The organism is Microbacterium testaceum StLB037, from assembly GCF_900104345.1.
Lineage (GTDB): Bacteria > Actinomycetota > Actinomycetes > Actinomycetales > Microbacteriaceae > Microbacterium > Microbacterium testaceum_A.
Map to the genome: position 1 here is coordinate 137,340 of NZ_FNJN01000003.1, position 22,785 is coordinate 160,124.

The window sequence follows — 22,785 nt, forward strand, 5'->3', positions numbered from 1 at the left end:
TCAGTGCTGCGGCTGCGGCCGGCGCAGGATCCAATCCAGCGTCGAATGCCAGGTCTGGCGCAGGGGGCGACCGCGCCGCCACTCGCGCCAGGTGAGCAGCAGGATGATCAGGTCGAAGACCGTGAGCAGCACGAGGCCGATGCTCGGCGAGACGAACAGTTCGTACACCTGGTACATGAGGAAGGCGCCGATCGCGGCGATCGCCCACGGGTACACCCGTCGGGTGCCGAGCATTAGGGCGATGACGATCGCAAGCTTCACGACGCCGTGCAGCAGGAGGTACACGGCGAGGAAGACGACCGTGCCCGACCCGAGCTGCGTGATGCTGTGCAGCAGCGCGTTCGCGAGGAAGTCGTTCGGCTCCCGCGCCAGCTCATGAGCGGTGAGCCGCTGGGCGACGTGCAGGAGCTGGCCGGGGGTTGTGACGAGCAGCACGATCGCACCGACGAGTTCGACCAGGCCGTCGAGGCCCTTCAGGGCGACGCCGATGAGGAACACGAGATCCATCACCCGTTCGCGCACCTGGCGCTCCTCTCCGGCCGACGTCGACGGCGGTCGTCGTCAGGGCCGAGTGTAGGCCGTGAGGCATCGGCACCTCGTCCACAAGACCCGGCTGGTCCTTATGCGCGAGGTCTACCGTCGCGGAAATGAACACCTATGCCCCGAACCTCACCGAGATCCTCGATCGCGAACCCCTCCCGGCATCCGGAATCGAATCGGGCGACGTCGACTACACCGCCGACGGCGTCGCCTACCGCGGATACCTGGCGCACCCGGCAGGGGAGGGGCGCCACCCGGGGATCATGGTCGTGCACGACTGGCTCGGCGTGACCGACTACGTGCGCATGCGCTGCGACATGCTCGCCCGCCTCGGCTACACGGCCTTCGCGGCGGACGTCTACGGCGCCGACGTGCGACCGGCGCCCGAGGACGCGGCCGGTGTCGCCGGCGGCTTCTACCAGGATCGCCCGCTGTGGAGGAAGCGCCTGACCGAGGCCTTTGCCTACCTGCGCGAGCAGCCGTCGGTCGACGCCGACCGCACCGCGGCGATCGGCTACTGCTTCGGCGGGTCGTCGGTGCTCGAGCTCGCGCGCACGGGCGCCGACGTCGACGCGGTCGTCAGCTTTCACGGCGGACTGCTCACCGGGCCCGAGGGCGAGGCGGAGCAGATGACCGCGAAGCTGCTCGTGTTGCACGGCGCCGCCGATCCCGTCGCACCCGATGACGCGATGCTCGCCTTCGAGAACGACCTGCGCACGGCGCCGTCGGTCGACTGGCAGCTGGTGTCGTACGCGAACGCGATGCACGCCTTCACGCTTCCGGATGCCGATGCCCCCGAGCAGGGCGCGCAATTCCAGGCGACCGCCGAGCGGCGCAGCTGGGCCGCGATGAAGGCGTTCCTCGCGGAAGTGTTCGAAGCGCGGGCGTGACAGGATTCGCCCGCCACGGGTTCGCATTGCGGTCCGTGGCGGGCGAGTCGGGTGTTGCGGGCGTCAGGCGTCCCGCGACGCGGCGAGGGTGCGTCCGGCGGTGACGGCGGCCTGCTCGGCATCCGTCTTCAGTCCTGCCGCCACGTCGGCGAAGGCGTCGAGCGCGGGATTCACACCGACGAGCGTGAAGGGGCGGTGCACGACAGTGAGGTCGAGTCCCCACACGTCCGCGAAGACGCGGCGCAGCCAGCCTGTCGAGTGGTCCCAGCCCTCCTTGGGGCTCCCGGGCTCGTAGTTGCCGCCGAGGACCGTGACGAGGGTGGCGGGCTTACCGCGCAGCGCCGTGCCCTGCGGATCGATGCGCGGATCGGTGTAGGCGAGGTCGAACCAGGTCTTCACGTGCTGCGAGACGCCGTAGTTGTACAGCGGGACGGTGAAGAGCAGAGCGTCGGCGTCGATCAGCTCGTCGGCGAGGCGCGTGCGCAGAGCGACGGCCTCGCGCTGGCCGTCGGTGTGCTGGTCGGCGGGGGTGAAGCCCGAGGTCACGGCGTCGCGCCAGGCGGTGGCGGGCATTGGGTCGGCGGCGACGTCACGGCGGACGACCGTCGACGACGGGTGCGCGGCGAGCCACTCGGCCTCGACGAGGTCGCCGAGTTCGCGGCTCGTAGAGGTGGCGGGCAGGATGCTGGCATCCAGGCGGAACAGGGTCATGCGCTTCTCCGATCAGAGTGGCTATGAAAAACAAAGTGGCTTCGGGAAAGCTAGCACACGTAGAATGGAGTCATGACCGAAGAACATGACGTGCGACGGTGCGACGCCGCTGTCTCGCACGCGTTCTCGGTCCTCGGCAAGCGGTGGAACGGCATGATCCTCGACGTGCTCGGCCAGGGGGAGTTGTCGTTCTCAGGCCTACGGCGAGCGGTCGGCGGCATCAGCGACGCCGTGCTGTCGGACCGCCTCACCGAACTCGCCGACACCGGCCTGGTCGACCGCCGCGTCGACGCCGGGCCGCCGGTCGCCGTCACGTACGCGCTGACGGACGCCGGATGCCGACTGGTTCCGATCCTGGGTCAGCTCGGCGAGTGGGCCGAAGGTAACCTGACGCGGCGCTGACGAGGAAGGCCGACCGGCGGCGTCACGCCACCGCGCCCACGCCCAAGCCGGCGTGTCCCTGAAGGGTGCGACGCAGCTCTCTCATTGCGGTTCGCGTGCGGGATTTGATCGTCCCGAGGGGCTGGCCCAGGCGGGCCGCGATCTGCGACTGCGTGAGGCCGGCGGTGTAGGCGAGCTCCACGCAGAGTCGTTGGTCGGGGGAGAGCTGCGACAGAGCGGCGTGAAGGTGCGCGCGTTCGAGGTAGTGGTCGACGGCATCCGAGGCCACGTCAGCGTCCTTGACCAGAGATCTCGATCCCACGTGCCGGTCCCGATCGTGAGACGCCTGCGTCGCCCTGACGCAGTCGACGGCTCGGCGATACGCGATCGTGCTGATCCACGCCTGCAGGCTGCCCTTCGAGGCGACGAACTTCGACGCGTTCTGCCAGACGTAGACGTACACCTCCTGGAGCACCTCTTCGGCCAGAGCGCGATTCACGACCACCCTCAGCACCACCCCGAACACCCGGGCGGAGGTGAGGTCGTACAGCTGAGCGAACGCTGTGCGATCGCCCTTCGCGACGGCGGCCGCCAGAGCGCTCAGGGTGTCGACGGCGTGATCGTCGACATTATCGGTGTGCGGAGCGCGAGCGGCCATGGGGTGATGCTGACAGATGATCCGGGCGGTGAGAGAGCACTTGCGTGCACCGTTGGAATATGCATCTGAATAAAGTTTGGTCGCCTGAGATGGAGCCGACTCCGAGAGTCGCTCGCCATCGTCTGGAAGCGCCGATAATGCACATTATGTCAGAGTGAAGGGAGACGACCCGGGTTCCGTGCCCTGCGACCCCTTCGCGCACTGAAATGGTCGCATTGTTCCGTTCCCCTGATTTGGATCGGAACTGCTCCGCTGGGCGATCGACTTCAGTGGCCCTCGGTATCAGCGGATCCGCGAAGGTCGTCGCGGGAACGCCGTGCCGTGACCGCCACCCTCGTGCGTCACGACGTCCTCCTAGGTTCTCGCGGGTTCCTTCGTCTCTCCGCTCCTAATGAGCGATTCGCACGCTATCAGTATTGATAATGATACTATTTGGTCATGAGCGATCCCTCCTCCCTTCTTCATCCCGTACGCTTGCGCGTGGTGCAGGCCCTCCTCGGCGCCGAGAGTCGAACGACCGGGCAGCTTCACGAACTGCTCCCCGATGTGCCGATCGCGACGCTGTACCGCCACGTCGGTCATCTCGTAACGCATGACGTGATCGAGGTGGTCGACGAGCGACAGGTCCGCGGCGCGAGCGAGAAGGCGTACCGCCTCACCGCCGGTCTGGAGAATCCGTCGGCCGACGATCTGCGCGCCCTCAGCGCCGACGAGATGCTGACCGCCTTCACCGTCTTCACCTCGGGCGTGATCCGCGACTTCGCCGCGTATCTGGCAACCGGGGATGGCGATCTGCACGCTGACCGGGTGAGTTTCGCGCAAGCGCCGTTCTGGGCCAGCGATGCCGAGGTCGACGCCTTCGCGCGATCGCTCATGGAGGCGTTGACGCCGTTGTTGGGCAACGAGCCGAGCCCAAAGCGTCGTCGACGGACCCTGACAACGGTGCTGCTGCCGCAACAGGAGGCCGGCACCGTCCCCGGGGAAGCATCGTGAACCTCCTGCCCGCCGACATGCTCCTCCCCCTCCTGCCCGTCTTCGCTCTTCTCGCCGCGTTGGTCGGATGGGCACTTGTCGACATCACCCGGCGCCCGGTCCAGCACCTCCCCAAGCCCATGTGGGCTCTCATCGTGCTGCTGCTCGTCCCCGGTGGGGCGATCCTGTACCTCGTGATGGGGCGGAGTCGGGGCCCCCGACTTCGCGACGCGGACCTGCGATGAGTGTCGCGCTGATCGTCGATGACCTCACGCTCGCGTACCCCCGCGGCGGCGGTATCCACGGGGTCACCTTCACCGCCGCCGACCGAGCCGTGACCGCCGTCATCGGCGCGAACGGTGCCGGCAAGACGGTGCTGTTCAGCGTCGTCGCGGGTCTGTGCACTCCCCAGGCGGGTGCGGTCGCCTTCGCAATAGAGGACGCCCGAGTCGCCTACTGCCCCGACATCCCTCAGTTCGAGCCCTGGCTCACCGCGTCCGAGGTCGTGCAGACCTCCCTGGCGCTCGCGCAGAGGGCGACCCGGACGAGTGGCGTCGATGCGACGCGACGCGCGGCAGCGGCGCTGGACGCATGCGGTCTGGGTGCGGTGGCGCGGCGGCGCATTGCGGACTTCTCCCGCGGGATGCTGCAACGCCTCGGCATCGCCGCGGCGCTCGTTAGCGATCCGGAGGTGCTCATCCTCGATGAGCCCCAGAGTGCGCTCGATCCCGTCGGACGTGCGGATATGCGCGCCCTCATCCTCGCCGAGGGGAAGAACCGGTGCGTCTTGCTCTCCAGCCACCTGCTCAGCGAAGTCGAGCTTCTCGCGGACCACGTGGTCGTCCTCGACAAGGGCGCCGTCGTCGCGAACGGAACGCCGGCCGAGCTCTTGCGAGCCGGACGACGACCCGTCTGGACCGTCCGTTTCAACGCACCGGTTCCCGCGGGGCGCACGCTCCCGCGCCTGGAGGATTCGCACGTGGGTCTGGCGCGGGAGGCGGCCGACACGGTGACCCTCACGTTCCCGAGCTTCGCCGAGGCGGCCGACCGTCTGCTCCCCTGCGTTCAGGCCCTCGGCCTGCCGGTACTCGAGATCACACTGCGCGACGACGACCTCGATTCGACCTTCGCCCGTCTCGTCGGGGAGGTCAGCGCGTGATCGTCGTCTTCGCATCCGCCCGCGTCGAGCTGCGACGTCTGACGCGGTCGGGGCTGCTCCTCGGGCTGATCGTCGTCTTCGCGTTCTTCGGCCTCTCCGCGCCGGTGCTCGCCGCCCACATGCCGGAGATCCTCCGCGCTGCGGCCGGCACCGATCAGCTGACGGTGTCGGCGAGTCGGGCGACACCCGAGGACGGCATCGCCCTGTTCGGACAGAGTGCGATGCAGCTGGGGCTGGTACTCGCCGTCGCCACCGCTGTCACCGCCCTCGGCTGGGACGCCCGGCCCGGTTCGTCGGCGTTCTACCGCACGCGCGTGCGTGCGCTGGCAGCGATCACACTCCCCCGGTTCGTGGTGGTGTGCCTGAGCGTCGCCGGGAGCTATCTGCTCGGACTGATGCTCGCGGCCGTGATGACGACCGCGACCATCGGGCCCCTTCCCCCGAGCGCCGTCGTGCGGGTCGGAGCGGCCTCCGCGCTCTACCTCGTCATGGCGTTGAGCGTGGGCCACCTGGTGATGGCATTCGCGAGACGCACGGCGACGGCGTTGGCGATAGCGACGATCCTGATGCTGTCAGCGCCCCTGCTCAACAGCGTCGGCGCAACCGGGTGGGTGCCGACGGCCCTGCTGAACGCATCGCGGCTCGGAGCTGTGGACCTCGTCATTCCCGGGGCCGTCGCTCTGGTGCTGACGACGGTGTGCGTCGCCGTCGCGGACGCCGTGTCGCGACGGCAAGGGCTGCGCCGCGACGCCTGATCCAGCCCGAGGCCGACATCCACCGACCGCCCGTCGCCGCCGCGTTCGTCAGGCGGATGACGTGCCCCCAGGGCAATCGTCCAACGGGCCGTTGGACAACTGCGTTGAGGTCGGGCCACGCTTAAGCGAACCGCCGCATGTAGAACAGGTTCGCGCGAGAAAAGCCCTTCATGGTGGAAAATTCCGCGCGCAGGTCTTCGGCGAGCCGGGTGAGCACCTGGGCGCCCCATCCCTGCTCCGTTTGGCGACGAAGGATGGTGTCGCCGATACGCCACCAGAGCTGCAGGAGTTCGTTGTTGGCTGCGCGCTGGACCTGCAGTCGTGCGCGGTGCACCTGGGCTTTCAGCTCATTGAGGGTGGTGGAGTACTCATTCGGAGCTAGCTCTGTCACTGGCCCAGCTTCCCATTCTGTGTGCCCGGTAAGTGGGAGGATGCCGACATGGCAACTAAGCACGTGACCCACCTTGTCGACGATCTAGATGGTTCTGTCCTCGAGAACGGGGAGGGTAAGCAGGTCACCTTCTCGGTTGAAGGGCGTGCGTACGAGATCGACCTTTCAGACGCTAATGCGGACAAGTTATTCGAGGTGTTCGCTCCCTACGTCGCCGCGGCCCGGTCCGTTGGCTCGTCTGATGCACGGGGCTCCCGGCGTAACCCTCCTCGGAAAGGCAGTGTCGACTTGGGAGCGGTCCGCGAATGGGCGCGCGCGAATGGGCACACGGTCAGCGACCGGGGCCGTGTTCCTGCCACCATCATCGACGCATATACGGCCGCGACCAGCTGATCAGCTTTACTCCTCCGCTTGCGACGACGGGTCTTCGCGAGCATGACTTATCAGGAGAGGCACAGACGGGCGCTCAGCGCCCTAGCTCGGAACGCTGCACGCGCGCCGCGGCCGACCTTGCCGGCTTCGCCTTCGTCGCGGTCGCGGGCGAGCCCTTTACGGCCTCGGTGGCCGGCTTGGCGTTGCCGACGTCGGCGTGCATCTTGGCGGCCACGGCCTCCTTGTCGATGCCCTTGGCTTTGAGCTGGTTCGCGTCACTCTCGCGCCGCTGTGCGGAGTCGTACTTGGGGCCGGCCTCGGCTCGTGCGGACCCGGCCGCGCGCTCGTGCAACTGTGCCTGGATGCGCTCCTCGGAGCCCTCAGGGGCGTTCTCCGCGCGCTCGTCCGCGGCCTCGGCCTGGCGGTCGGCGCGGTCGGCTTCGCGCATCAGTAGCGCCGCCTCGGCCTCATCGCCGGTGCCACGCTGCCGCTCCGTCTCGGACTGCCGGCGCAGCAGCTCGGCGTCGACCGCTGCTTGCACCGCCTGGGGGTCGCCGCCGGCTTGGGCGACGTCGACGCCGTAGCGGGTGCGCAGCTCATCGCGCATGTGCGCCTCTGCGCGCACGGCCTCGGGGTCTTCGTTGCCCCACGCGCGCGCCGTGGCGAGCGTCGTGCCGATCTGCTCGGGGGTCGCTCGCTCCCACCAGTCGTTCCGGTAGACGCCGCTGAGCTCAACGCGTGCCGACTGCCGTTCGGCGGCGAGCCGGGATGCCAGCTCGCGGGCTTGTTGCTGGCTCTCGGCCTGGGCTCGTCGAGCTGCTTCCTCGCGCTGTCGGGCGACGATTTCGCCCACGCGGCCGGCGGCGGTCACCGCGACGCGGAGCTGCCCCTCGAACGCTTCGGAAATGCCGTCGCTCTCATCGGCCATGGCGTGCTCCTCTCATCGTTCTGGGCCTCGGTCGGGCCGCGGGGTTGTTGTCGTGCGGGGTCGGGTCGGTTCGATCGTCGAGGGGAGCGGCGAGGTCGTTCCCTTCCGTCGGTTCTCCTCGGCCCGGTTCATCTTGTCCAGCGCCTCGCGCGTGACCTCGTCGACCACCGAAGACATGTCGATGCGTCGCGGCTCGGTCCTCGTGGCCGCGACCGTGGCCGCGGTGGCCGACGTCGCCGGCAGGGCGGCACGAACGCGGGCCAGCCGTGTCCGAACGTCGGTGGCGATCGCTTCCGCGTGCCGTGCTTGCTGCGCGGCCTTGGCGGCGTCATAGACGGCCTGGGTGAGGTTCATGAGCTGGCGCAGCATCGCGGCTTGCGCTGCGGTTCCCTGACCACCTCGGACGGCGCTGGCAAGGAGCATCGCCGCGCCGCCGGCCGACACCCGCCCCGCCTTCTGGGGCTTCGTGTGGCCGCGGTAGGTCTGCGCCGACTTCGCCAGCTCGTCCGATGCCGCGGCGAGGTCGCCGGGTACTTCCTCGACGGCGTTCGACCACGCCGCAAACGCTCCCGACGTCTGCCGCGCGACGCGCGCCCACGTGTCGCGGTCGTCGAGCGGAACCGAGCGCAGCGTTTCCCGCAGCTCGCCCAGCTCGGCGGTGTACCGACCCCACAGCTCGGGATCGGGCTCGGCCGTCTCGCGTCCCGGCGCAACGGGCCGCTGGTTGCGCTTGGCCGCGTTCCATTCGGCCGCGGCATCCATCGCGCCGGTCGGGCTGTCGGGCCACTCCCCTCTCCGTCCCACCAACGCGGACGGCGGGTCGTTGACCGGCTTCCGCTGGTGTACGCCACGCCCTGACTGGAGTGAGAGCCGCGGGGCCGCGTTCGGGCTTCCCGCCCACCCTCTTCTGGTTGGAGACAGCGGTGCGCGCGCCGTTTGGTCGGGGCATTCGGGAACGTCGCCCACCGAGAAGTAACGACGTCGCTGGTTCGCGCTGCCGAAACCACCTGGCATCCGCTCCCCCGCCTGTGCGGAGAAGCGCTCGGCTCTCCGCACCGAGACGACTCGGTGGGCACACGATTCTGATGGATGATCGTCACGCCGGCTCGAACGAAAAGGGGCACGATGCGTCCATCACGCGTCCACATTCTCGGTGGCAGCGGCAGCGGAACGACGACGCTGGGCGACGCGTTGGCCGCGCACTGGGCGGTGCCGCATGCCGACGCCGACGACTATTTCTGGATGCCGACCACTCCCCCGTTCACGCGGAAGAGAGGCGACGCGGAACGGGTGGCGTTGATGCGCGAGATCTTCGTCGGCCGCCCCGCGTGGGTGCTCTCGGGCTCGATGCTCGGGTGGGGAGAGTCGGTCGTCGCGGAGTGCGACGCGATCGTCTTCGTCGCGCTCGACCCCGCGGAGAGGCTCCGCCGCCTCGAAGCCCGCGAGGTCGTCCGACGCGGGGGCCTGCCGCATGACGACGACGCCTGGCACGAGTTCAAGACCTGGGCCGAGGGGTACGACGACCCGGCCTTCGACGGCCGCAGTCGGGCCGAACACGACGGGTGGTTGGCGACGATCGGCAAGCCCGTCCTGCGCCTCGACAGTCGGTCGACGGTGAGGGAGCTGGTCGATGCCGTGTGCTCCTGGGAGCCCGCGGTGACGCCGTCCTAGAGGTGCGTCTCTTCGACGTCGACGAGCCACCCTCTGCGGATCCGCAGACGGCGTTCGGAGGGCTCGGGTCCGTTGAGCTCGTCTTCCGTGACCCGATCGTCCGATTCCGGCCGCTCCCCCGGGACGCTGTGGCTGGGCACGAGCTCGACCGCCTCCGGCACGGGCGCGGACACCCGCATCCACCGCGAGGGGCGGTTGCCGATGAAGAACCCGTTCCCGAGGTCCCGGCCCGGAAGCGGCCAAAGTTCCCCTTCGGCGGGCATCTCGGCATCCGGAGGGGCACCGTGTCCGGGTCGACGGAGGGCGAAGCTCTCGATCGACTCCTGCACGACGATCTGTACGCGCGTAACCCGTCCGAGCACTCGATCGTCGGTGGAGCCCTCGGGATGCCGTGCCTCGAAGGCGTCCACCGTCGCGGCCAGCTCGGCACCCAACTGACGGACGAAACCGTCGAAGGGCGTCCGGTGTTCGATCACGAAGTCCACGTCGTCGCCGACGCTGAACGGATCACCGCAACACGCCCACTCCATCGCATCCAGCCACACGCGCGTCATGGATCCCACGGTAACCGGGGCGCGGGCGTGGTTCAGTCGCGCCGCACCCAGCCGGAGGTCATGCCCAGCACTCGCGATCCGTCGAGGTCCGCCAGAGACAGGCCGGCGAACTGGGTCGCCGCATCGGAGGTCTGCCAGCGGAAGCGCGGCGCGGACGTCGTCGAGGCCTCGACGACCGTCTTCGCGGCATCCTCCGCAGATTGCGCGGACGCGAACGAGGTCGCCGCGCGGTCGAGGTACGCCTGCTGCTGCTCGGCGTAGGGCCCGGGGGCGGCGCGGTGGACGGAGTCGACGAACGACGACGCGACGGCGGCGGGCTCGACGATCGACACGTCGATGCCGAAGGGGGCGACGACCGGGGCGAGCGACTGCATGAGCCCCTCGACGGCGAACTTGGCGGCGCAGTACGCGTCCGAGAACGGTTGGCCCACCGCTCCCCCGACGCTGGTGACCGTGACGATGCGTCCGCTCCCCCGCTCGCGCATGCCGGGCAGGACGAGACGGGTCAGGCGCGCGACCGAGAGGTAGTTGGTCTCCAACTGCTCCTGCAGGTCCTCGTCGCTCATCTGCTCGAGGGTGCCCACAGCGCCCCGTCCGGCGTTGTTCACGAGGATGTCGATCGGACCCGCCGCCTCGATCAGCGCACGGGAGGCCGCGGCATCCGTCACGTCCAAGGCCCGGATGTCGAGCTCGAGACCCGCCTCGGATGCCGCCGAGCGCAGGGCATCGGCGCGCGCGGTGTCGCGGACCGTGGCGATGACCGTCACTCCCTGCTGCGCAAGCTGGATGGCGGTATGCAGGCCGATGCCGCTGGTGGTTCCGGTGACGAGTGCGAGAGTCATGTGCTCAGTCTGCTCCTCGAACCCATGGGCGCGGTGTGCGGGGGTCGTCCAGGGATCGCTGCCAGAGTGGCGATGTGACAGTGGACGTGGGGGCGCCGGTCGCCGAGCGGGGTGTGAGCGCGGGGCGCCGCCGGACAGCGGTCGTGGCGAGCCTCGCGTACCTGGTGTTCGCGGGGGTGATCCTCGTGGTCATGCCCATTTCGGCGGACAGTGCGGGCGGGCGCGAGGTGGTCGTCGGGCCTTGGACGGGCGGCGTGCTTGTCGCTGCGTGCCTCATGGCATCCACGGTGACGCTGAGCGTGATCGTCTTCGCCGTCCGCGCGCGCAGGTGGTGGTGGGTGCTGCTTGGTCCGCTCCGGGCGATCGTCGCGGCGGCGGCAGTGGTGGCCGCTTTCGGCTTCACCCTCACGGACGAGTCGGTGACCCCCATCGTGGCGAACGGATGCGAAACCGGTTACGTCGTGAGCGAGCGCAGCTTCCTCTTCCTCGCCGCGGGCGAGGTGCGCCGCGTGGAGGGGGTGATCGGCACCTCCGTCGGCAGCACGTCCGTCGACGACGGGCATAAGCCGTTCCAGCAGCAGTCCTACATCGCCGTGACCAGCGGCGACACGCTGCGAATCTGGAACACGTTCGACAACGCGTGGGAGCGCCTCAGCACCTCGACCGAACCGGCCTTCGTCCTCCCACGGCTGGTCGATGAGACCGAGTGCGGCCTTGCAGGCGGAGTGGTGGCCGCTCGCCCTTCCGCATCCCCTTCCCCGGTCACCACGGTCGACGAGGGCCCCGCGCCGGCTCCGGTGTCCGACTCCCGCGATGAGATTGCGCGCATGGCGAAGCTGACCATCGAAGCGGCAGCGACGCCGATGACGGATGCCGAGGGAGTACCGGTGACCGCGCCCGCGGCATCCGACCTGCCGTGTGACGGAACGACCAGCCACGATATGACCGTCCGCACCGCGGACAACGCTGCCTCCTACGCCGCGATTCTCGATGCGTGGAGCGCCGAGGGCTACTCGAAGGACCGCGCCATGCAGGAAGACCTGCGGTACAACGGGGTGATACGTCTGTCGGCCCGCGATCGCTCGAGCATTGACGGGCTGATGCACTTCTCGCTGACGGCGGACTGTCGCGCGCCCTGATCAGAACGAGCAGTCTCACAGAGCTGTGTCCGTCGGGGGGAATCCGAGACCAGAAGGGAAAGCCGAGAGATCGGCCATGGTCCACGCGGCCGGGTACGTCCCCGACCCGCGTCGCTCCGACCGCCCTCAGCCTCCCGGCGTGAGTTCCACCCAGCCGCCGCCGAACTTCGCCTGACGGTTGTCGCCCGACGAGGTGCCGGTGAGCCGGCGACGCACCCACGGTGCCACGTGCTCGCGGTAGTAGGCGGTGCCCTTCAGCCGCTCGGTCTCGGGGATCTCGCGCAGATGCCACCACTCGGCGGGCGGTGTGAGCCCGACCGACTCGATCACCCGGGCGGCGACGCGGTGGTGGCCGCGCGCGTTCATGTGCAGCCGGTCGACGGACCAGAACTCCCCGCCCGCCAGCTCGCGGTCGAACCAGTTGTAGGCGGTGAGCACGTCGGGGCGCGCTTCGAGACGCTTCTCGACGGCGTGCGACAGGCGGTCGCCGCGCGCCTCGATGAGCTTGCCGAGCGGGAGCCCCGCCGACGGGTTCGCCCCCGAGAGCACGATCAGACGCACCCCCTCTTCGTCGCACCGGCGCACGACGTGGTCGAACAGGTCGACGATGCGGTCGATGCCCGTGCGCGGACGCAGCATGTCGTTGCCGCCGCCGTTGAACGACAGGTGCGTCGGCTTGAGCGCCAGCGCCGGCTCGAGTTGTTGAGCGACGATGGGCTCGATGAGCTTGCCGCGGATCGCGAGGTTCGCGTATTCGATGGGCTCCCCCGCGGCATCCGCCCATCCCTGTGCGGCCAGGTCGGCCCACCCTCGGACGGTGCCGTCGGGCAACTCATCGCCGACGCCTTCGGTGAACGAGTCGCCGATCGCGACGTAGCGGACGGATGCCATGACACGAGCCTACGCGGGCGCGCAGAGGGGCTAGGTCAGGGATCTCCCGCGCTGCTCGCGCAGGAACAGTGCCGCGACCACGGCCACGGCGAAGAACGCCGCGAACACCACGAACAGCAGCGGCGCTCCCCCGACGCCGAGCAGCGGCGGCACGGCGAGGGGCGCCAGGATCGAGGCGATGCGTCCGACGCCCGCGGCCCAGCCCGACCCCGTCGCGCGCAGCGCGGTCGGGTAGGTCTCGGGGGTCGCGGCGTACAGGGCGCCCCACGCGCCGAGATTGAAGAACGACAGGGCCATGCCGGCGGCGATGACCGCCACCTCTCCGGTCGCCGTACCGAACAGCACCGCGGCGACGGCGGAACCGGCGAGGAAGGTCGCGAGGGTCGCGCGCCGGCCCCAGGCCTCGATGAGCCACGCGGCGACGGCGTACCCGGGCAGTTGCGCGAGCGTGATGATGAGCGTGAAACCGAACGAGCGCACGAGGTCGTAGCCCTGCGCGACGAGGATGGTCGGAATCCAGATGAACGCCCCGTAGTACGAGAAGTTCAGGCAGAACCACAGCACCCACAGGCTCGCCGTGCGCGCCCGCAGTGCCGGTGCCCACAGGGCCCGGACCCGGGGACGGTCGGCGGGAGCGGATGCCGAGACTCCCTCCGTCGACGCTTCGAGCGCGATCCGACCGGCTGCGGCCTCGAGATCGCGCACGATGACGATCGCCTCGGCGTTGCGGCCGCGAGACGCCAGCCACCGCGGCGACTCGGGAAGACCCCACCGCACGATGAGCGCGTAGACGGCGGGAATGGCGCCGAGGGCGAAGGCCCATCGCCAGCCATCGGCGGACGACGGCACCACGAGGTAGCCGATGAGCGCCGCGGCCGTCCATCCGACGGCCCAGAACGCCTCGAGGAACACGATGAGTCGACCCCGCATGCGGGCGGGCGCGAACTCGCTGACGTAGGTCGATGCCACCGGCAACTCCGCCCCGAGCCCGAGACCCACGACGAAGCGCAGGACGAGCAGGGCTGCGAGACCACCCACCAGCGCGCTCGCCCCGGTGGCCACGCCGTACACCAGCAGCGTCAGCGCGAAGACGTGACGGCGCCCGAACCGGTCGGCCAGCAGCCCGCCCACGCTCGCTCCGATCGCCATACCGGCGAAGCCCGCCGACGCGATCCACGACGCCTCGGTCGGCGCCAGCTGCCACTGCACGCTGAGAGCGGCGATGACGAACGAGATGAGGCCGACGTCCATGGCATCCAGAGCCCACCCCAGGCCCGATCCGCCGAGGATCCGCCCGTGGCGGCGGGTGAACGGCAGAGCGTCGAGGCGTTCGGACACCCGGATGGTGTCGGTGGTCGTGGTCACCGGATGCCGGGAGCGTCGACCGGCGTGGAGGTTTCGGCGAGCATCTCCTCGACGAGGGGGCACACGCGCGTGCCGTACAGCTCGATGCTCGACATCAAGCGGTCGTGCGAGATCGACCCGCTCGCGATCTTCATCTGGAAGCGGGAGTTGCCCAGCGCCCGCACGGTCGCGGCGATCTTCCGGGCGACCGTCTCGGGCGAGCCGACGTACATCGAGCCCTCGGGTCCGACATCGTGCTGGAACCGCATGCGGTTGTACTCGGGCCAGCCGCGCTCGCGTCCGATCGTGTTGTTCAGCTCGGCGACGCCCTCGAACGCCTCGTCCCAGGCCTGCTCGTCGGTCTCGGCGACGTGGCCGGGCGAGTGCACCGAGATGGGCATCTGCGGCTTGCCGAGTTCCTGCAGCGACCGACGGTAGAGGTCGGCGTGCGGGCGGAACCGAGCGGCGGACCCGCCGATGATCGCGAGGACCAGACCGTAGCCGTAGCGGGCCGTGCGCACCACCGACTCGGGAGAACCGCCGACCCCGACCCAGGCGGTCAGGCCTGTCTCGGTCTTGGGGTACACATTGGCATTTTGCAGCGCGGCGCGCGTGCGGCCCGACCAGGTGACGGGCTTCTCGGTGAGCAGGTGCGAGAACAGCTCGAGCTTCTCCTCGAACAGCTGCTCGTAGTCGGCGAGGTCGTAGCCGAACAGCGGGAACGACTCGATGAACGACCCGCGCCCGAGGATGACCTCGGCGCGGCCGTTCGAGACGGCATCCAGCGTCGCGAAACGCTCGTACACGCGCACCGGGTCGTCGCTCGACAGGACGGTCACCGCGGTTCCGAGGTGGATGTTGTTCGTGCGGGCGGCCGCGGCGGCCAGCACGATCTCGGGGCTGGTGACGGCGAAGTCCTTGCGGTGGTGCTCCCCCACTCCGAAGAACGACAGGCCCACCTGGTCGGCGAGCACCGCCTGGTCGACGACGTTGCGGATGGTCTGCGCGTCCGACAGCAGCGACCCGTCGGGGCCGCGCGAGATGTCTCCGAAGGTGTCGAGTCCGAGCTCGAGGGGGCGGGCGTCCATGGGATCTCCTTGCATTCGGATGAATGAACTTTACGCGACGGCGGAGTATTCCCCCGCATCGCCGAGGGGCGCCGCCGAAGCGACGCCCCTCGGGGAGATCAGGCGGAGGCCAGAGCCGCGCGCAGCGTGTCGAGACCCACGCCGCCGATGTCGAGCGCCCGCGTGTGGAACTGCTTCATCGAGAAGTCGGGGCCGCGGCGCTGCTGCTCCTCGTCGCGCACCTGCTCCCAGATGCGCTGGCCCACCTTGTACGACGGGGCCTGTCCCGGCCAGCCGAGGTAGCGGTTGACCTCGAAGCGCACGAACTCCTCGCTCATGTTGACGTTCTTCAGCATGAACGCGAGCGCGTAGTCGTGGTCCCACGTGCCGGTGCCGTCGAGGCGGGGCTTCTGCAGGTGCACGCCGATGTCGAGCACCACGCGAGCGGCGCGCATGCGCTGACCGTCGAGCATACCCAGGCGGTCGGCCGGGTCGTCGAGGTAGCCGAGCTGCTCCATCAGGCGCTCGGCGTACAGTGCCCAGCCCTCGGCGTGCCCGCTCGTGCCGGCCAGCAGGCGGCGCCACGAGTTGAGCTCGGCGCGGTTGTGCACGGCCTGGGCGATCTGCAGGTGGTGGCCCGGAACGCCCTCGTGGTAGACCGTGGTCAGCTCGCGCCAGGTGTCGAAGGTGTCGACGCCCTCGGGCACCGACCACCACATGCGGCCGGGGCGCGAGAAGTCGTCGGTGGGGCCGGTGTAATAGATGCCGCCCTCGTTCGTCGGGGCGATCATGCATTCGAGGTGGCGGATCGGCTCGGCGATGTCGAAGTGCGTGCGGCCGAGCTCTTCGACGGCCTTGTCGCTCGTGCGCTGCATCCACTCCTGCAGGGCCTTGGTGCCGCGGAGCTTGCGCGACTCGTCCCTCTCGAGGAACGCCACGGCCTCTTCGACCGTGGAGCCCGGCAGGATCTCGTTCGCGATGGCCTCCTGCTCGGCGACCATGCGGGCGAGTTCTTCGACACCCCACTCGTACGTCTCGTCGAGGTCGACCTCGGCGCCGAGGAAGTGCCGCGACTGCAGGGCGTACACCTCGCGGCCGACCGCGTCGACCTCGCCCGCTGCCGGTGCGAGCTCCTTCGACAGGAACGACGCCAGACCGTCGTAGGCGACCCGTGCCGCGTTGGAGTTCTCGGCGAGGTCCCGGGCGAGCGAGGCGGGGAGCTGCCCCTCCTCGGGGGCGGCGTCTCCGACGAACTCGGCGAAGAAGCCCGTGTCGGAGGTGTAGCGCGCGATCTGCGTCACGACCTCGCTCACCTGACGGCGCGCGGGCACCACCCCCTCGGCGATGCCCTGGCGCAACGTCGCGACGTACCCGTCGATGGCAGCAGGTAGGGCCTTCATGCGGTCGGAGATCGTGGACCAGTCGTCGACCGTCGCGGTGGGCATGAGGTCGAACGTCGAGCGGATGTCCTGCGCGGGAGACGCGATGACGTTCAGGTCGCGCAGGTTCGTCTTCGCCTCGTGCTGCTCGATCTTGAGGTCGAGCTCGCGCACCAGGTCCATCTTGGTGACGGTGTCGATCGCGTCGGTCGCTTCGGCCGCCTCGAGTGCGGACTTCGTCGAGCGCGCCTCCGACACGAGGGCGTCGGCGCCCTCGGGGCCGTAGTCGCCGAAGCGCCCGTTGTGCTCGAAACGGCCGATGTAGGTCGCGAGCGTCGGGTCCTTCTCCGCCAGGGTGTCGACCCACGCGTCCGCGATCGTGTCGATCGGCGTGGGGGTGCGTTGTGCCTCAGTCATCCTCCGAGCCTAGGGAAGGCGCGGCGCCCGCGCACGCCCCCCTTCGGGTGGTTCGGGATGCCGTGCCCCGGCGCGACTGTGAGCAACCATGACCCGCGGCATCGGCGGTTCGGGATGCCGCGCCCCGGGCTTCGTGTCGGGGCGCGGCGACGCGGGTGCTAGTGCCCGGCCTCGTCCCAGTCGCCGCCGCGGCCGATCTGCACGTCGAGCGGAACCGAGAGGTCGGCGGCGTCGGCCATGCGCGCGCGCACGATCTTCTCGACGTCATCCCACTCCCCTGCCGCGACCTCGACGACGAGCTCATCGTGGATCTGCAGCAGCACGCGCGAGCGCAGCTCGGCGTCGGCGAGATCGCGCTGGATGTGGAACAGTGCGACCTTCATGATGTCGGCGGCGCTGCCCTGAATCGGCGCGTTGAGGGCGGCGCGCTCGGCGTTCTCGCGCAGCACGCGGTTCATGCTCGTGAGGTCGGGGAACGGCCGGCGCCGACCGAAGATCGTCTCGGTGTAGCCGTCCTGGCGGGCCTGCTCGACCGAGCCGCGCAGGTAGTCGCGCACCGCGCCGAAGCGGGCGAAGTACTCGAGCATGAGCTTCTTGGCCTCGGACTGCTCGATGCGCAACTGCTTCGACAGGCCGAACGCCGACAGGCCGTAGACCAGGCCGTACGACATCGCCTTGACCTTTGTGCGCATGGCCGGGGTGACCTCGGCGGGCTCGACGCCGAAGACGCGTGCGCCGACGAAGCGGTGCAGGTCTTCACCCGAGTTGAAGGCCTCGATGAGCCCGGGGTCGCCCGACAGGTGCGCCATGATGCGCATCTCGATCTGCGAGTAGTCGGCGGTCAGGAGCGTCTCGTAGCCCTCGCCCACCACGAACGCCGCGCGGATGCGACGGCTCTCTTCGGTGCGGATGGGGATGTTCTGCAGGTTCGGGTCGGTGCTCGACAGACGCCCCGTCTGGCTGCCGGTCTGCACGTAGGTGGTGTGGATGCGACCGTCGGCACCCGTGGCCGTGTCGAGCGCGTCGATGATCTGCTTCAGCTTCGTGGCCTCGCGGTGGCGCAGCAGCAGGTCGAGGAACGGGTGATCGGCACTCTCTTGCAGGTCGGCGAGGGCCGCGGCATCCGTCGTGTATCCGCTCTTGGTCTTGCGGGTCTTCGGCAGCTGCAGCTCGTCGAACAGGACCTCCTGCAGCTGCTTGGGCGAACCGAGATTCACCTCGTGTCCGATCGCGGCGTAGGCGTCGCGGGCGAGGGCGTCGGCGCGGGCCCCGAGCTCGGCCGAGAAGCTCGAGAGCTTCTCGTGCGACACCGCGACACCCGCGAGCTCCATGTCGGCCAGGGCGGTGAGGGTCGGCAGCTCGATGTCGTCGAGCACGCTCGCGACCGACTCGGGCATATCGGCGCGCTGCGCCTCGGCGACGCGGCGCGTGAACCACGACAGCTGGCTCGGGGTCGCGCCCTCGGTCTCGGGAACCAACTGGGTCGGATCGGCGACCGGCAGCTTCTCGTCGAGCATGCGCTCCACGAGATCGCCGAGCGTCTTGTCGGGGAAGCTCGGGCGCACGAGCCACCCGGCGAGGATCACGTCGAACGCCACGCCGCCGACGGCCACACCCTCGCGAGCGAGCGCCTTGATCTGCGGCTTCGCATCGGCGAAGACCTTGGGAGCGTCGGATGCCAGCCACTCGGCCAGCGCGTCGCGCACCGCCGACGACCACTCGGCCTCGACCGCGGCGTCGCCCGAGGCGAGTCCGATCGCGGTGGGCGCGCCGCCGGCCAGTGTGACGGTGACCCCGACCTCGCCGGTTGCTGCGGCCGTCCATGCGGCGAGGGCCGTGGCGTCGAGCCGCGAGGGTGTCGGAGCGGTCGCGGTGGGGCGCTGCTCTTCGACGATGCCCGCGTCACCGCCGAGGGCGTCGAAAACGCGCGGCAGCAGGGTGCGGAACTCCAGGCGCGCGAAGATGTCGCGAACCGCTTGCGCATCGAGCGGGTGCATCTTGAGGTCGCCGGGGCCGACGGGCAGTTTGACGTCGCGCAGCAGGCGGTTGAGTGCGCGGTTGCGGCGCACGCCGTCGATGTGCTCGCGGAGGTTGCCGCCCACCACGCCGGTGATCTTGTCGGCGTTGTCGAGCAGCGCATCGAGGGAGCCCCACTGGGTGAGCCACTTGACCGCGGTCTTCTCTCCCACCTTCGGCACGCCGGGCAGGTTGTCGCTGGTCTCGCCCACGAGAGCGGCGATCTCGGGATACTGCGCGGGCGGCAGGCCGTACTTCTCGATCACGGCTGCGGTGTCGTAGCGCTTGAGCTGCGAGACGCCCTGGACGTTCGGGTAGAGCAGCGTGACGTCATCGGTGACGAGCTGGATGGTGTCGCGATCTCCCGAGCAGACGAGCACCTCGAAGCCCTGCTGCTCGCCCTGCGTCGCGAGCGTGGCGAGGATGTCGTCGGCCTCGAAGTCCTCTTTCGCCAGCACCGGTACGCCCATCGCGCGCAGGCAGTCCTGCAGCAGCGGAATCTGCCCCTTGAACTCGGCGGGCGACTCGCTGCGGTTGGCCTTGTACTCGGCGTACTCGCGGGTCCGGAACGACTGCCGCGAGGTGTCGAACGCCACGGCGAGATGCGTGGGTTTCTCGGCCTTCACGAGGTTCACGAACATCGACAGGAACCCGTAGATGCCGTTGGTGTGCTGGCCGTCCTTGGTCGAGAAGTTGTCGACCGGCAGGGCGTAGAACGCCCGATACGCCAGCGAATGGCCGTCGACGACGAGGAGAGTAGGCTTTTCGGCATCCGTCACCCCTCCAGCGTAACGAGAACCACGGACACTCCCCCGGCCCCGGCCCGATCGACGAAGGCGATGATGACCTCCACGACTCCCGACACGTCCCCCGGCCTCGACTGGGCGAAGGAGCGCGGCATGGGCGCCCTCGCCGAGAAGATGGGCATCGAGTGGGTCGAGTTCTCGGTGGAGCGCAGCGTCGCGACCATGCCGGTCGAGGGCAACACGCAGCCGGTCGGCCTGCTTCACGGCGGTGCGTACGTCGTCCTCGGCGAGTCGCTGGGCTCGATGGCGGCGAACCTTTACGCGGGGTCGGGCAAGCTCGCGGTCGGCATCGACATCAACGCCACGCACACCCGCTCGGCCACGTCGGGCATCGTTACGGGTGTGTGCACCCCGATCCACCTGGGCCGTTCGCTCACGGTGCACGAGATCGCGGTGTCCGACGAACAGGGTCGTCGGTGCTCGACCATCCGGATCACGAACATGATCAAGGACGTCCCCGGACGCTGACCGCCCCGAATCTCACGGCGGAAACGAGAAATGGATGCCACCTCAGTGGCATCCATTCTCGAAGAGGTCTCGCTCAGCCCTTCTTGGGGGCCAGCTGCTCGATGATCGCCTTGGCGACGTCCTGCATGGTGAGGCGGCGGTCCATCGACGCCTTCTGGATCCAGCGGAAGGCCTCGGGCTCGCTCAGACCCATCTTCTCGTTGAGAAGGCCCTTGGCCCGGTCGACGAGCTTGCGGGTCTCGAAGCGCTCGACCATGTCGGCGACCTCGGCCTCGAGCGTGATGATCTGCTCGTAGCGGGCGAGGGCGATCTCGATCGCGGGGAGCAGGTCGTTCGGGGTGAAGGGCTTGACCACGTACGCCAGAGCGCCGGCCTCGCTGGCCCGCTCGACGAGCTCCTTCTGGCTGAAGGCGGTGAGCAGCACGACCGGGGCGATGTGGTTCTTGCTGAGCTTCTCGGCGGCGCTGATACCGTCGAGCTGCGGCATCTTGACGTCCATGATCACCAGATCGGGGCGCAGCTCTGTCGCGAGCTGGACGGCGGTCTCTCCGTCGCCGGCCTCGCCGACGACGTCGAAGCCGTTGTCGCGGAGGATCTCGACGATGTCGAGGCGGATGAGCGACTCGTCTTCCGCGACGACGACGCGTCGGGGAGCGGCCGGAGCGCTGGCCGGAACGGCTTCTTGATCAGTCACGGAACCATCCTAAGTCTGCGGGGGCCAGAAGCCCCGGATCGCAGCCCCCATCACTCGGGTGCTGTCACGGGTACCGGTGGTGGGACTCGAACCCACACGTCTTTCGACAGAGCATTTTGAGTGCCCCGCGTCTGCCATTCCGCCACACCGGCAGGTGTTGCCCTCCCAACTTACCGGCGGCGAGACCGGGGTGGGAACACGAAGACGCGCGCCGGGCGGACCCGGCGCGCGTCATCGAGGCTCAGACCTCTTTGTAGACGGGCGCTGCGCCGTGCACGGCGTCGCCCACGCGGTGGACGCGCAGGTCGTTCGTCGAGCCCGCGATTCCGGGAGGGGAACCGGAGATCACGACGACCTTGTCCCCCACCTCGGCCAGCTTGTGCGAGAGCAGGTAGTCGTCGACCTGCAGGAACATCTTGTCGGTGTGCGACACGTGCTCCACCAGCGTGGAGCGCACGCCCCACGTCAGCGCGAGGCGACGGCGGATGCCGGGCTCGGGCGTGAAGGCGATCATCGGGATGGTCGAACGCAGACGCGACATGCGGCGCGCCGAGTCACCCGACTCGGTGAACACGCAGAGGAACTTCGCCTCGACGAAGTCGGCCACCTCGACAGCGGCGAGCGTGATGGCGCCACCCTGCGTGCGGGGCTTGTTGGTCAGCGGCGCGATGCGCTCGAGACCGTGCTCCTCGGTGGACGCGACGATGCGCGCCATGGTCTCGACGACCACGACCGGGTAGTCGCCGACGCTGGTCTCGCCCGAGAGCATAACCGCGTCCGCACCGTCGAGGACGGCGTTGGCGACGTCGCTGGTCTCGGCGCGCGTGGGGACCGGGCTGTTGATCATCGACTCGAGCATCTGCGTCGCGACGATGACGGGCTTGGCCATGCGGCGGGCGAGCTCGACCGCGCGCTTCTGCACGATCGGGACGGCCTCGAGGGGCAGCTCGACACCGAGGTCACCGCGGGCGACCATGATGCCGTCGAAGGCGTCGATGATCTCCTCGAGATTGTCGACCGCCTGCGGCTTCTCGATCTTCGCGATGACGGGCACGTAGCGCCCCTCTTCAGCCATGATCTCGTGCACGCGCTCGATGTCCTTGGCATCGCGGACGAACGACAGGGCGATGAGGTCGGCGCCGGCGTTCAGGCCCCAGCGGAGGTCCGCCTCGTCCTTCTCGCTCAGTGCGGGGACGTTCACGGCCACGCCGGGCAGGTTGATGCCCTTGTTGTTCGAGACCGGGCCGCCGACGATGACCTTGGTGGTCACGACGGTGCCGTCGGTCTCGACGACCTCGACACGGACCTTGCCGTCGTCGATGAGCAGGAAGTCGCCGGGGCGCACGTCCTGGGGCAGGCCCTTGAAGGTCGTGCCGACGATCTCTTTGGTGCCGAGGATGTCCTCGATGGTGATCTTGAAGATGTCACCGGGCAGCAGGTCGTGGGGACCGTTCTCGAACTTGCCGAGGCGGATCTTCGGGCCCTGCAGGTCGACGAGGGCCGCGACCGGGCGTCCGGCGTCTTCTGCCGCCTTGCGCACGTTGGCGAAGTTGGCGTCGTGCACGGAGTAATCTCCGTGGCTCAGGTTGAGGCGGGCGACATCCACACCGGCGTCGATGATGGCGCGAACCATCTCATACGACGACGTGGCGGGCCCGAGTGTTGCGACGATCTTGGCGCGTCTCATCCGGTTTCAAGCTCCGTGAAATTTTCGGGAAGTGGCCGATCGGCCCTTGCCAG

Annotated in this window: 25 protein-coding genes and 1 tRNA gene; 10 read left to right on the forward strand and 16 right to left on the reverse strand. The window is 69.2% G+C overall.

The window, feature by feature from the left end:
* Positions 1-522 carry a DUF2127 domain-containing protein gene (locus BLS25_RS06860; RefSeq protein ID WP_074694905.1) on the reverse strand — a complete coding sequence of 174 codons (522 nt, stop codon included), beginning with the start codon at positions 520-522 and terminating at the stop codon, positions 1-3.
* Positions 523-647: 125 nt separating this feature from the next.
* On the opposite strand from BLS25_RS06860, the gene BLS25_RS06865 reads away from it, so the two are divergent.
* On the forward strand, positions 648-1,430 hold the full coding sequence (locus BLS25_RS06865) for a dienelactone hydrolase family protein (protein ID WP_074694906.1): 783 nt from the start codon (positions 648-650) through the stop codon (positions 1,428-1,430).
* A 63-nt stretch (positions 1,431-1,493) separates the two neighbouring features.
* Here BLS25_RS06865 and BLS25_RS06870 read toward each other — a convergent pair whose 3' ends face one another.
* On the reverse strand, positions 1,494-2,141 hold the full coding sequence (locus tag BLS25_RS06870; RefSeq protein ID WP_074694907.1) for an FMN-dependent NADH-azoreductase: 648 nt from the start codon (positions 2,139-2,141) through the stop codon (positions 1,494-1,496).
* Between the two features lie 72 nt (positions 2,142-2,213).
* Here BLS25_RS06870 and BLS25_RS06875 point away from each other — a divergent pair, with 72 nt between their 5' ends.
* Positions 2,214-2,543, forward strand: coding sequence for a winged helix-turn-helix transcriptional regulator (locus tag BLS25_RS06875; protein ID WP_056231884.1), 330 nt, complete (start codon positions 2,214-2,216; stop codon positions 2,541-2,543).
* Positions 2,544-2,565: 22 nt separating this feature from the next.
* Here BLS25_RS06875 and BLS25_RS06880 read toward each other — a convergent pair whose 3' ends face one another.
* Positions 2,566-3,180 (reverse strand): sigma-70 family RNA polymerase sigma factor, encoded by a 615-nt coding sequence (locus tag BLS25_RS06880; RefSeq protein WP_081349728.1) that lies wholly within the window; start codon positions 3,178-3,180, stop codon positions 2,566-2,568.
* Positions 3,181-3,618: 438 nt separating this feature from the next.
* Between BLS25_RS06880 and BLS25_RS06885 the strand changes: the two genes are divergently transcribed.
* Genes BLS25_RS06885 through BLS25_RS06900 form a run of 4 tightly spaced genes read left to right on the forward strand, consistent with a single transcriptional unit; the run spans position 3,619 to position 6,066 of the window.
* Complete coding sequence (locus tag BLS25_RS06885; RefSeq protein ID WP_074694908.1) at positions 3,619-4,173, forward strand: helix-turn-helix domain-containing protein; 555 nt, start codon at positions 3,619-3,621, stop codon at positions 4,171-4,173.
* Positions 4,170-4,397, forward strand: a complete 228-nt coding sequence (locus BLS25_RS06890; RefSeq protein ID WP_218128165.1) for a PLD nuclease N-terminal domain-containing protein — start codon at positions 4,170-4,172, stop codon at positions 4,395-4,397. The genes BLS25_RS06885 and BLS25_RS06890 overlap by 4 nt, the downstream gene beginning before the upstream one ends.
* Positions 4,394-5,311 carry an ABC transporter ATP-binding protein gene (locus BLS25_RS06895; RefSeq protein ID WP_074694909.1) on the forward strand — a complete coding sequence of 306 codons (918 nt, stop codon included), beginning with the start codon at positions 4,394-4,396 and terminating at the stop codon, positions 5,309-5,311. The genes BLS25_RS06890 and BLS25_RS06895 overlap by 4 nt, the downstream gene beginning before the upstream one ends.
* Positions 5,308-6,066: a hypothetical protein gene (locus BLS25_RS06900; protein ID WP_074694910.1), complete on the forward strand. Its 759-nt coding sequence runs from the start codon at positions 5,308-5,310 to the stop codon at positions 6,064-6,066. The genes BLS25_RS06895 and BLS25_RS06900 overlap by 4 nt, the downstream gene beginning before the upstream one ends.
* Positions 6,067-6,187: 121 nt before the next feature.
* Here the strand turns inward: BLS25_RS06900 and BLS25_RS17150 are convergent, their stop codons facing one another.
* Entirely contained in the window at positions 6,188-6,457 is a 270-nt protein-coding gene (locus BLS25_RS17150) for a DUF1016 N-terminal domain-containing protein (RefSeq protein WP_256335552.1), read from the reverse strand.
* A gap of 48 nt (positions 6,458-6,505) precedes the next feature.
* Between BLS25_RS17150 and BLS25_RS06910 the strand changes: the two genes are divergently transcribed.
* A complete protein-coding gene (locus BLS25_RS06910; protein WP_074695155.1) occupies positions 6,506-6,850 on the forward strand; it encodes a histone-like nucleoid-structuring protein Lsr2 in 345 nt (114 codons plus the stop codon).
* A 73-nt stretch (positions 6,851-6,923) separates the two neighbouring features.
* Here BLS25_RS06910 and BLS25_RS06915 read toward each other — a convergent pair whose 3' ends face one another.
* Together BLS25_RS06915 and BLS25_RS06920 are read right to left on the reverse strand one after the other, a co-directional pair.
* Positions 6,924-7,757, reverse strand: coding sequence for a hypothetical protein (locus BLS25_RS06915; protein ID WP_074694911.1), 834 nt, complete (start codon positions 7,755-7,757; stop codon positions 6,924-6,926).
* 12 nt (positions 7,758-7,769) lie between these two features.
* On the reverse strand, positions 7,770-8,519 hold the full coding sequence (locus tag BLS25_RS06920; RefSeq protein WP_074694912.1) for a hypothetical protein: 750 nt from the start codon (positions 8,517-8,519) through the stop codon (positions 7,770-7,772).
* A gap of 363 nt (positions 8,520-8,882) precedes the next feature.
* Here BLS25_RS06920 and BLS25_RS06925 point away from each other — a divergent pair, with 363 nt between their 5' ends.
* Positions 8,883-9,428, forward strand: coding sequence for a P-loop NTPase family protein (locus BLS25_RS06925; protein WP_074694913.1), 546 nt, complete (start codon positions 8,883-8,885; stop codon positions 9,426-9,428).
* On the opposite strand, the gene BLS25_RS06930 is transcribed toward BLS25_RS06925, so the two are convergent.
* Together BLS25_RS06930 and BLS25_RS06935 are read right to left on the reverse strand one after the other, a co-directional pair.
* Positions 9,425-9,982 (reverse strand): DUF6578 domain-containing protein, encoded by a 558-nt coding sequence (locus BLS25_RS06930; RefSeq protein WP_074694914.1) that lies wholly within the window; start codon positions 9,980-9,982, stop codon positions 9,425-9,427. The genes BLS25_RS06925 and BLS25_RS06930 overlap by 4 nt on opposite strands.
* Before the next feature lie 32 nt (positions 9,983-10,014).
* Positions 10,015-10,824, reverse strand: coding sequence for an SDR family oxidoreductase (locus BLS25_RS06935; protein ID WP_074694915.1), 810 nt, complete (start codon positions 10,822-10,824; stop codon positions 10,015-10,017).
* 74 nt (positions 10,825-10,898) lie between these two features.
* On the opposite strand from BLS25_RS06935, the gene BLS25_RS06940 reads away from it, so the two are divergent.
* Positions 10,899-11,963: a hypothetical protein gene (locus BLS25_RS06940; protein ID WP_143017849.1), complete on the forward strand. Its 1,065-nt coding sequence runs from the start codon at positions 10,899-10,901 to the stop codon at positions 11,961-11,963.
* 126 nt (positions 11,964-12,089) lie between these two features.
* Here BLS25_RS06940 and BLS25_RS06945 read toward each other — a convergent pair whose 3' ends face one another.
* The 5 genes from BLS25_RS06945 to polA all read right to left on the reverse strand — a co-directional run bounded on the left by BLS25_RS06945 (position 12,090) and on the right by polA (position 19,856).
* On the reverse strand, positions 12,090-12,854 hold the full coding sequence (locus tag BLS25_RS06945; protein ID WP_056231864.1) for an SGNH/GDSL hydrolase family protein: 765 nt from the start codon (positions 12,852-12,854) through the stop codon (positions 12,090-12,092).
* Between the two features lie 30 nt (positions 12,855-12,884).
* Positions 12,885-14,219, reverse strand: coding sequence for an MFS transporter (locus BLS25_RS06950; RefSeq protein WP_074694917.1), 1,335 nt, complete (start codon positions 14,217-14,219; stop codon positions 12,885-12,887).
* A complete protein-coding gene (locus tag BLS25_RS06955; RefSeq protein ID WP_074694918.1) occupies positions 14,216-15,286 on the reverse strand; it encodes an LLM class flavin-dependent oxidoreductase in 1,071 nt (356 codons plus the stop codon). The genes BLS25_RS06950 and BLS25_RS06955 overlap by 4 nt, the downstream gene beginning before the upstream one ends.
* A 98-nt stretch (positions 15,287-15,384) precedes the next feature.
* Positions 15,385-17,061, reverse strand: a complete 1,677-nt coding sequence (locus BLS25_RS06960; RefSeq protein WP_074694919.1) for a DUF885 domain-containing protein — start codon at positions 17,059-17,061, stop codon at positions 15,385-15,387.
* Between the two features lie 158 nt (positions 17,062-17,219).
* On the reverse strand, positions 17,220-19,856 hold the full coding sequence (gene polA / locus BLS25_RS06965) for a DNA polymerase I (RefSeq protein ID WP_074694920.1): 2,637 nt from the start codon (positions 19,854-19,856) through the stop codon (positions 17,220-17,222).
* A gap of 63 nt (positions 19,857-19,919) precedes the next feature.
* Here polA and BLS25_RS06970 point away from each other — a divergent pair, with 63 nt between their 5' ends.
* Complete coding sequence (locus BLS25_RS06970; RefSeq protein ID WP_074695156.1) at positions 19,920-20,351, forward strand: hotdog fold thioesterase; 432 nt, start codon at positions 19,920-19,922, stop codon at positions 20,349-20,351.
* A 73-nt stretch (positions 20,352-20,424) separates the two neighbouring features.
* Here BLS25_RS06970 and BLS25_RS06975 read toward each other — a convergent pair whose 3' ends face one another.
* From BLS25_RS06975 to pyk, 3 genes are all read right to left on the reverse strand, one after another.
* Positions 20,425-21,045, reverse strand: coding sequence for an ANTAR domain-containing response regulator (locus tag BLS25_RS06975; RefSeq protein ID WP_056231849.1), 621 nt, complete (start codon positions 21,043-21,045; stop codon positions 20,425-20,427).
* Positions 21,046-21,116: 71 nt separating this feature from the next.
* Positions 21,117-21,197: transfer RNA gene (locus BLS25_RS06980), tRNA-Leu, on the reverse strand.
* 89 nt (positions 21,198-21,286) lie between these two features.
* Positions 21,287-22,732 (reverse strand): pyruvate kinase, encoded by a 1,446-nt coding sequence (gene pyk, locus BLS25_RS06985; protein ID WP_056231846.1) that lies wholly within the window; start codon positions 22,730-22,732, stop codon positions 21,287-21,289.
* Positions 22,733-22,785: the final 53 nt, after the last annotated feature.

What these genes read in the sequence shown, in the direction of transcription:
- BLS25_RS06865 (WP_074694906.1), top strand. Translation starts at nt 648, where the DNA reads ATGAACACCTATGCCCCGAACCTCACCGAGATCCTCGATCGCGAACCC.
- BLS25_RS06870 (WP_074694907.1), bottom strand. Translation starts at nt 2,141, where the DNA reads ATGACCCTGTTCCGCCTGGATGCCAGCATCCTGCCCGCCACCTCTACG.
- BLS25_RS06875 (WP_056231884.1), top strand. Translation starts at nt 2,214, where the DNA reads ATGACCGAAGAACATGACGTGCGACGGTGCGACGCCGCTGTCTCGCAC.
- BLS25_RS06880 (WP_081349728.1), bottom strand. Translation starts at nt 3,180, where the DNA reads ATGGCCGCTCGCGCTCCGCACACCGATAATGTCGACGATCACGCCGTC.
- BLS25_RS06885 (WP_074694908.1), top strand. Translation starts at nt 3,619, where the DNA reads ATGAGCGATCCCTCCTCCCTTCTTCATCCCGTACGCTTGCGCGTGGTG.
- BLS25_RS06895 (WP_074694909.1), top strand. Translation starts at nt 4,394, where the DNA reads ATGAGTGTCGCGCTGATCGTCGATGACCTCACGCTCGCGTACCCCCGC.
- BLS25_RS06910 (WP_074695155.1), top strand. Translation starts at nt 6,506, where the DNA reads ATGGCAACTAAGCACGTGACCCACCTTGTCGACGATCTAGATGGTTCT.
- BLS25_RS06915 (WP_074694911.1), bottom strand. Translation starts at nt 7,757, where the DNA reads ATGGCCGATGAGAGCGACGGCATTTCCGAAGCGTTCGAGGGGCAGCTC.
- BLS25_RS06920 (WP_074694912.1), bottom strand. Translation starts at nt 8,519, where the DNA reads ATGGATGCCGCGGCCGAATGGAACGCGGCCAAGCGCAACCAGCGGCCC.
- BLS25_RS06925 (WP_074694913.1), top strand. Translation starts at nt 8,883, where the DNA reads ATGCGTCCATCACGCGTCCACATTCTCGGTGGCAGCGGCAGCGGAACG.
- BLS25_RS06930 (WP_074694914.1), bottom strand. Translation starts at nt 9,982, where the DNA reads ATGACGCGCGTGTGGCTGGATGCGATGGAGTGGGCGTGTTGCGGTGAT.
- BLS25_RS06935 (WP_074694915.1), bottom strand. Translation starts at nt 10,824, where the DNA reads ATGACTCTCGCACTCGTCACCGGAACCACCAGCGGCATCGGCCTGCAT.
- BLS25_RS06945 (WP_056231864.1), bottom strand. Translation starts at nt 12,854, where the DNA reads ATGGCATCCGTCCGCTACGTCGCGATCGGCGACTCGTTCACCGAAGGC.
- BLS25_RS06955 (WP_074694918.1), bottom strand. Translation starts at nt 15,286, where the DNA reads ATGGACGCCCGCCCCCTCGAGCTCGGACTCGACACCTTCGGAGACATC.
- BLS25_RS06960 (WP_074694919.1), bottom strand. Translation starts at nt 17,061, where the DNA reads ATGACTGAGGCACAACGCACCCCCACGCCGATCGACACGATCGCGGAC.
- BLS25_RS06970 (WP_074695156.1), top strand. Translation starts at nt 19,920, where the DNA reads ATGACCTCCACGACTCCCGACACGTCCCCCGGCCTCGACTGGGCGAAG.
- pyk (WP_056231846.1), bottom strand. Translation starts at nt 22,732, where the DNA reads ATGAGACGCGCCAAGATCGTCGCAACACTCGGGCCCGCCACGTCGTCG.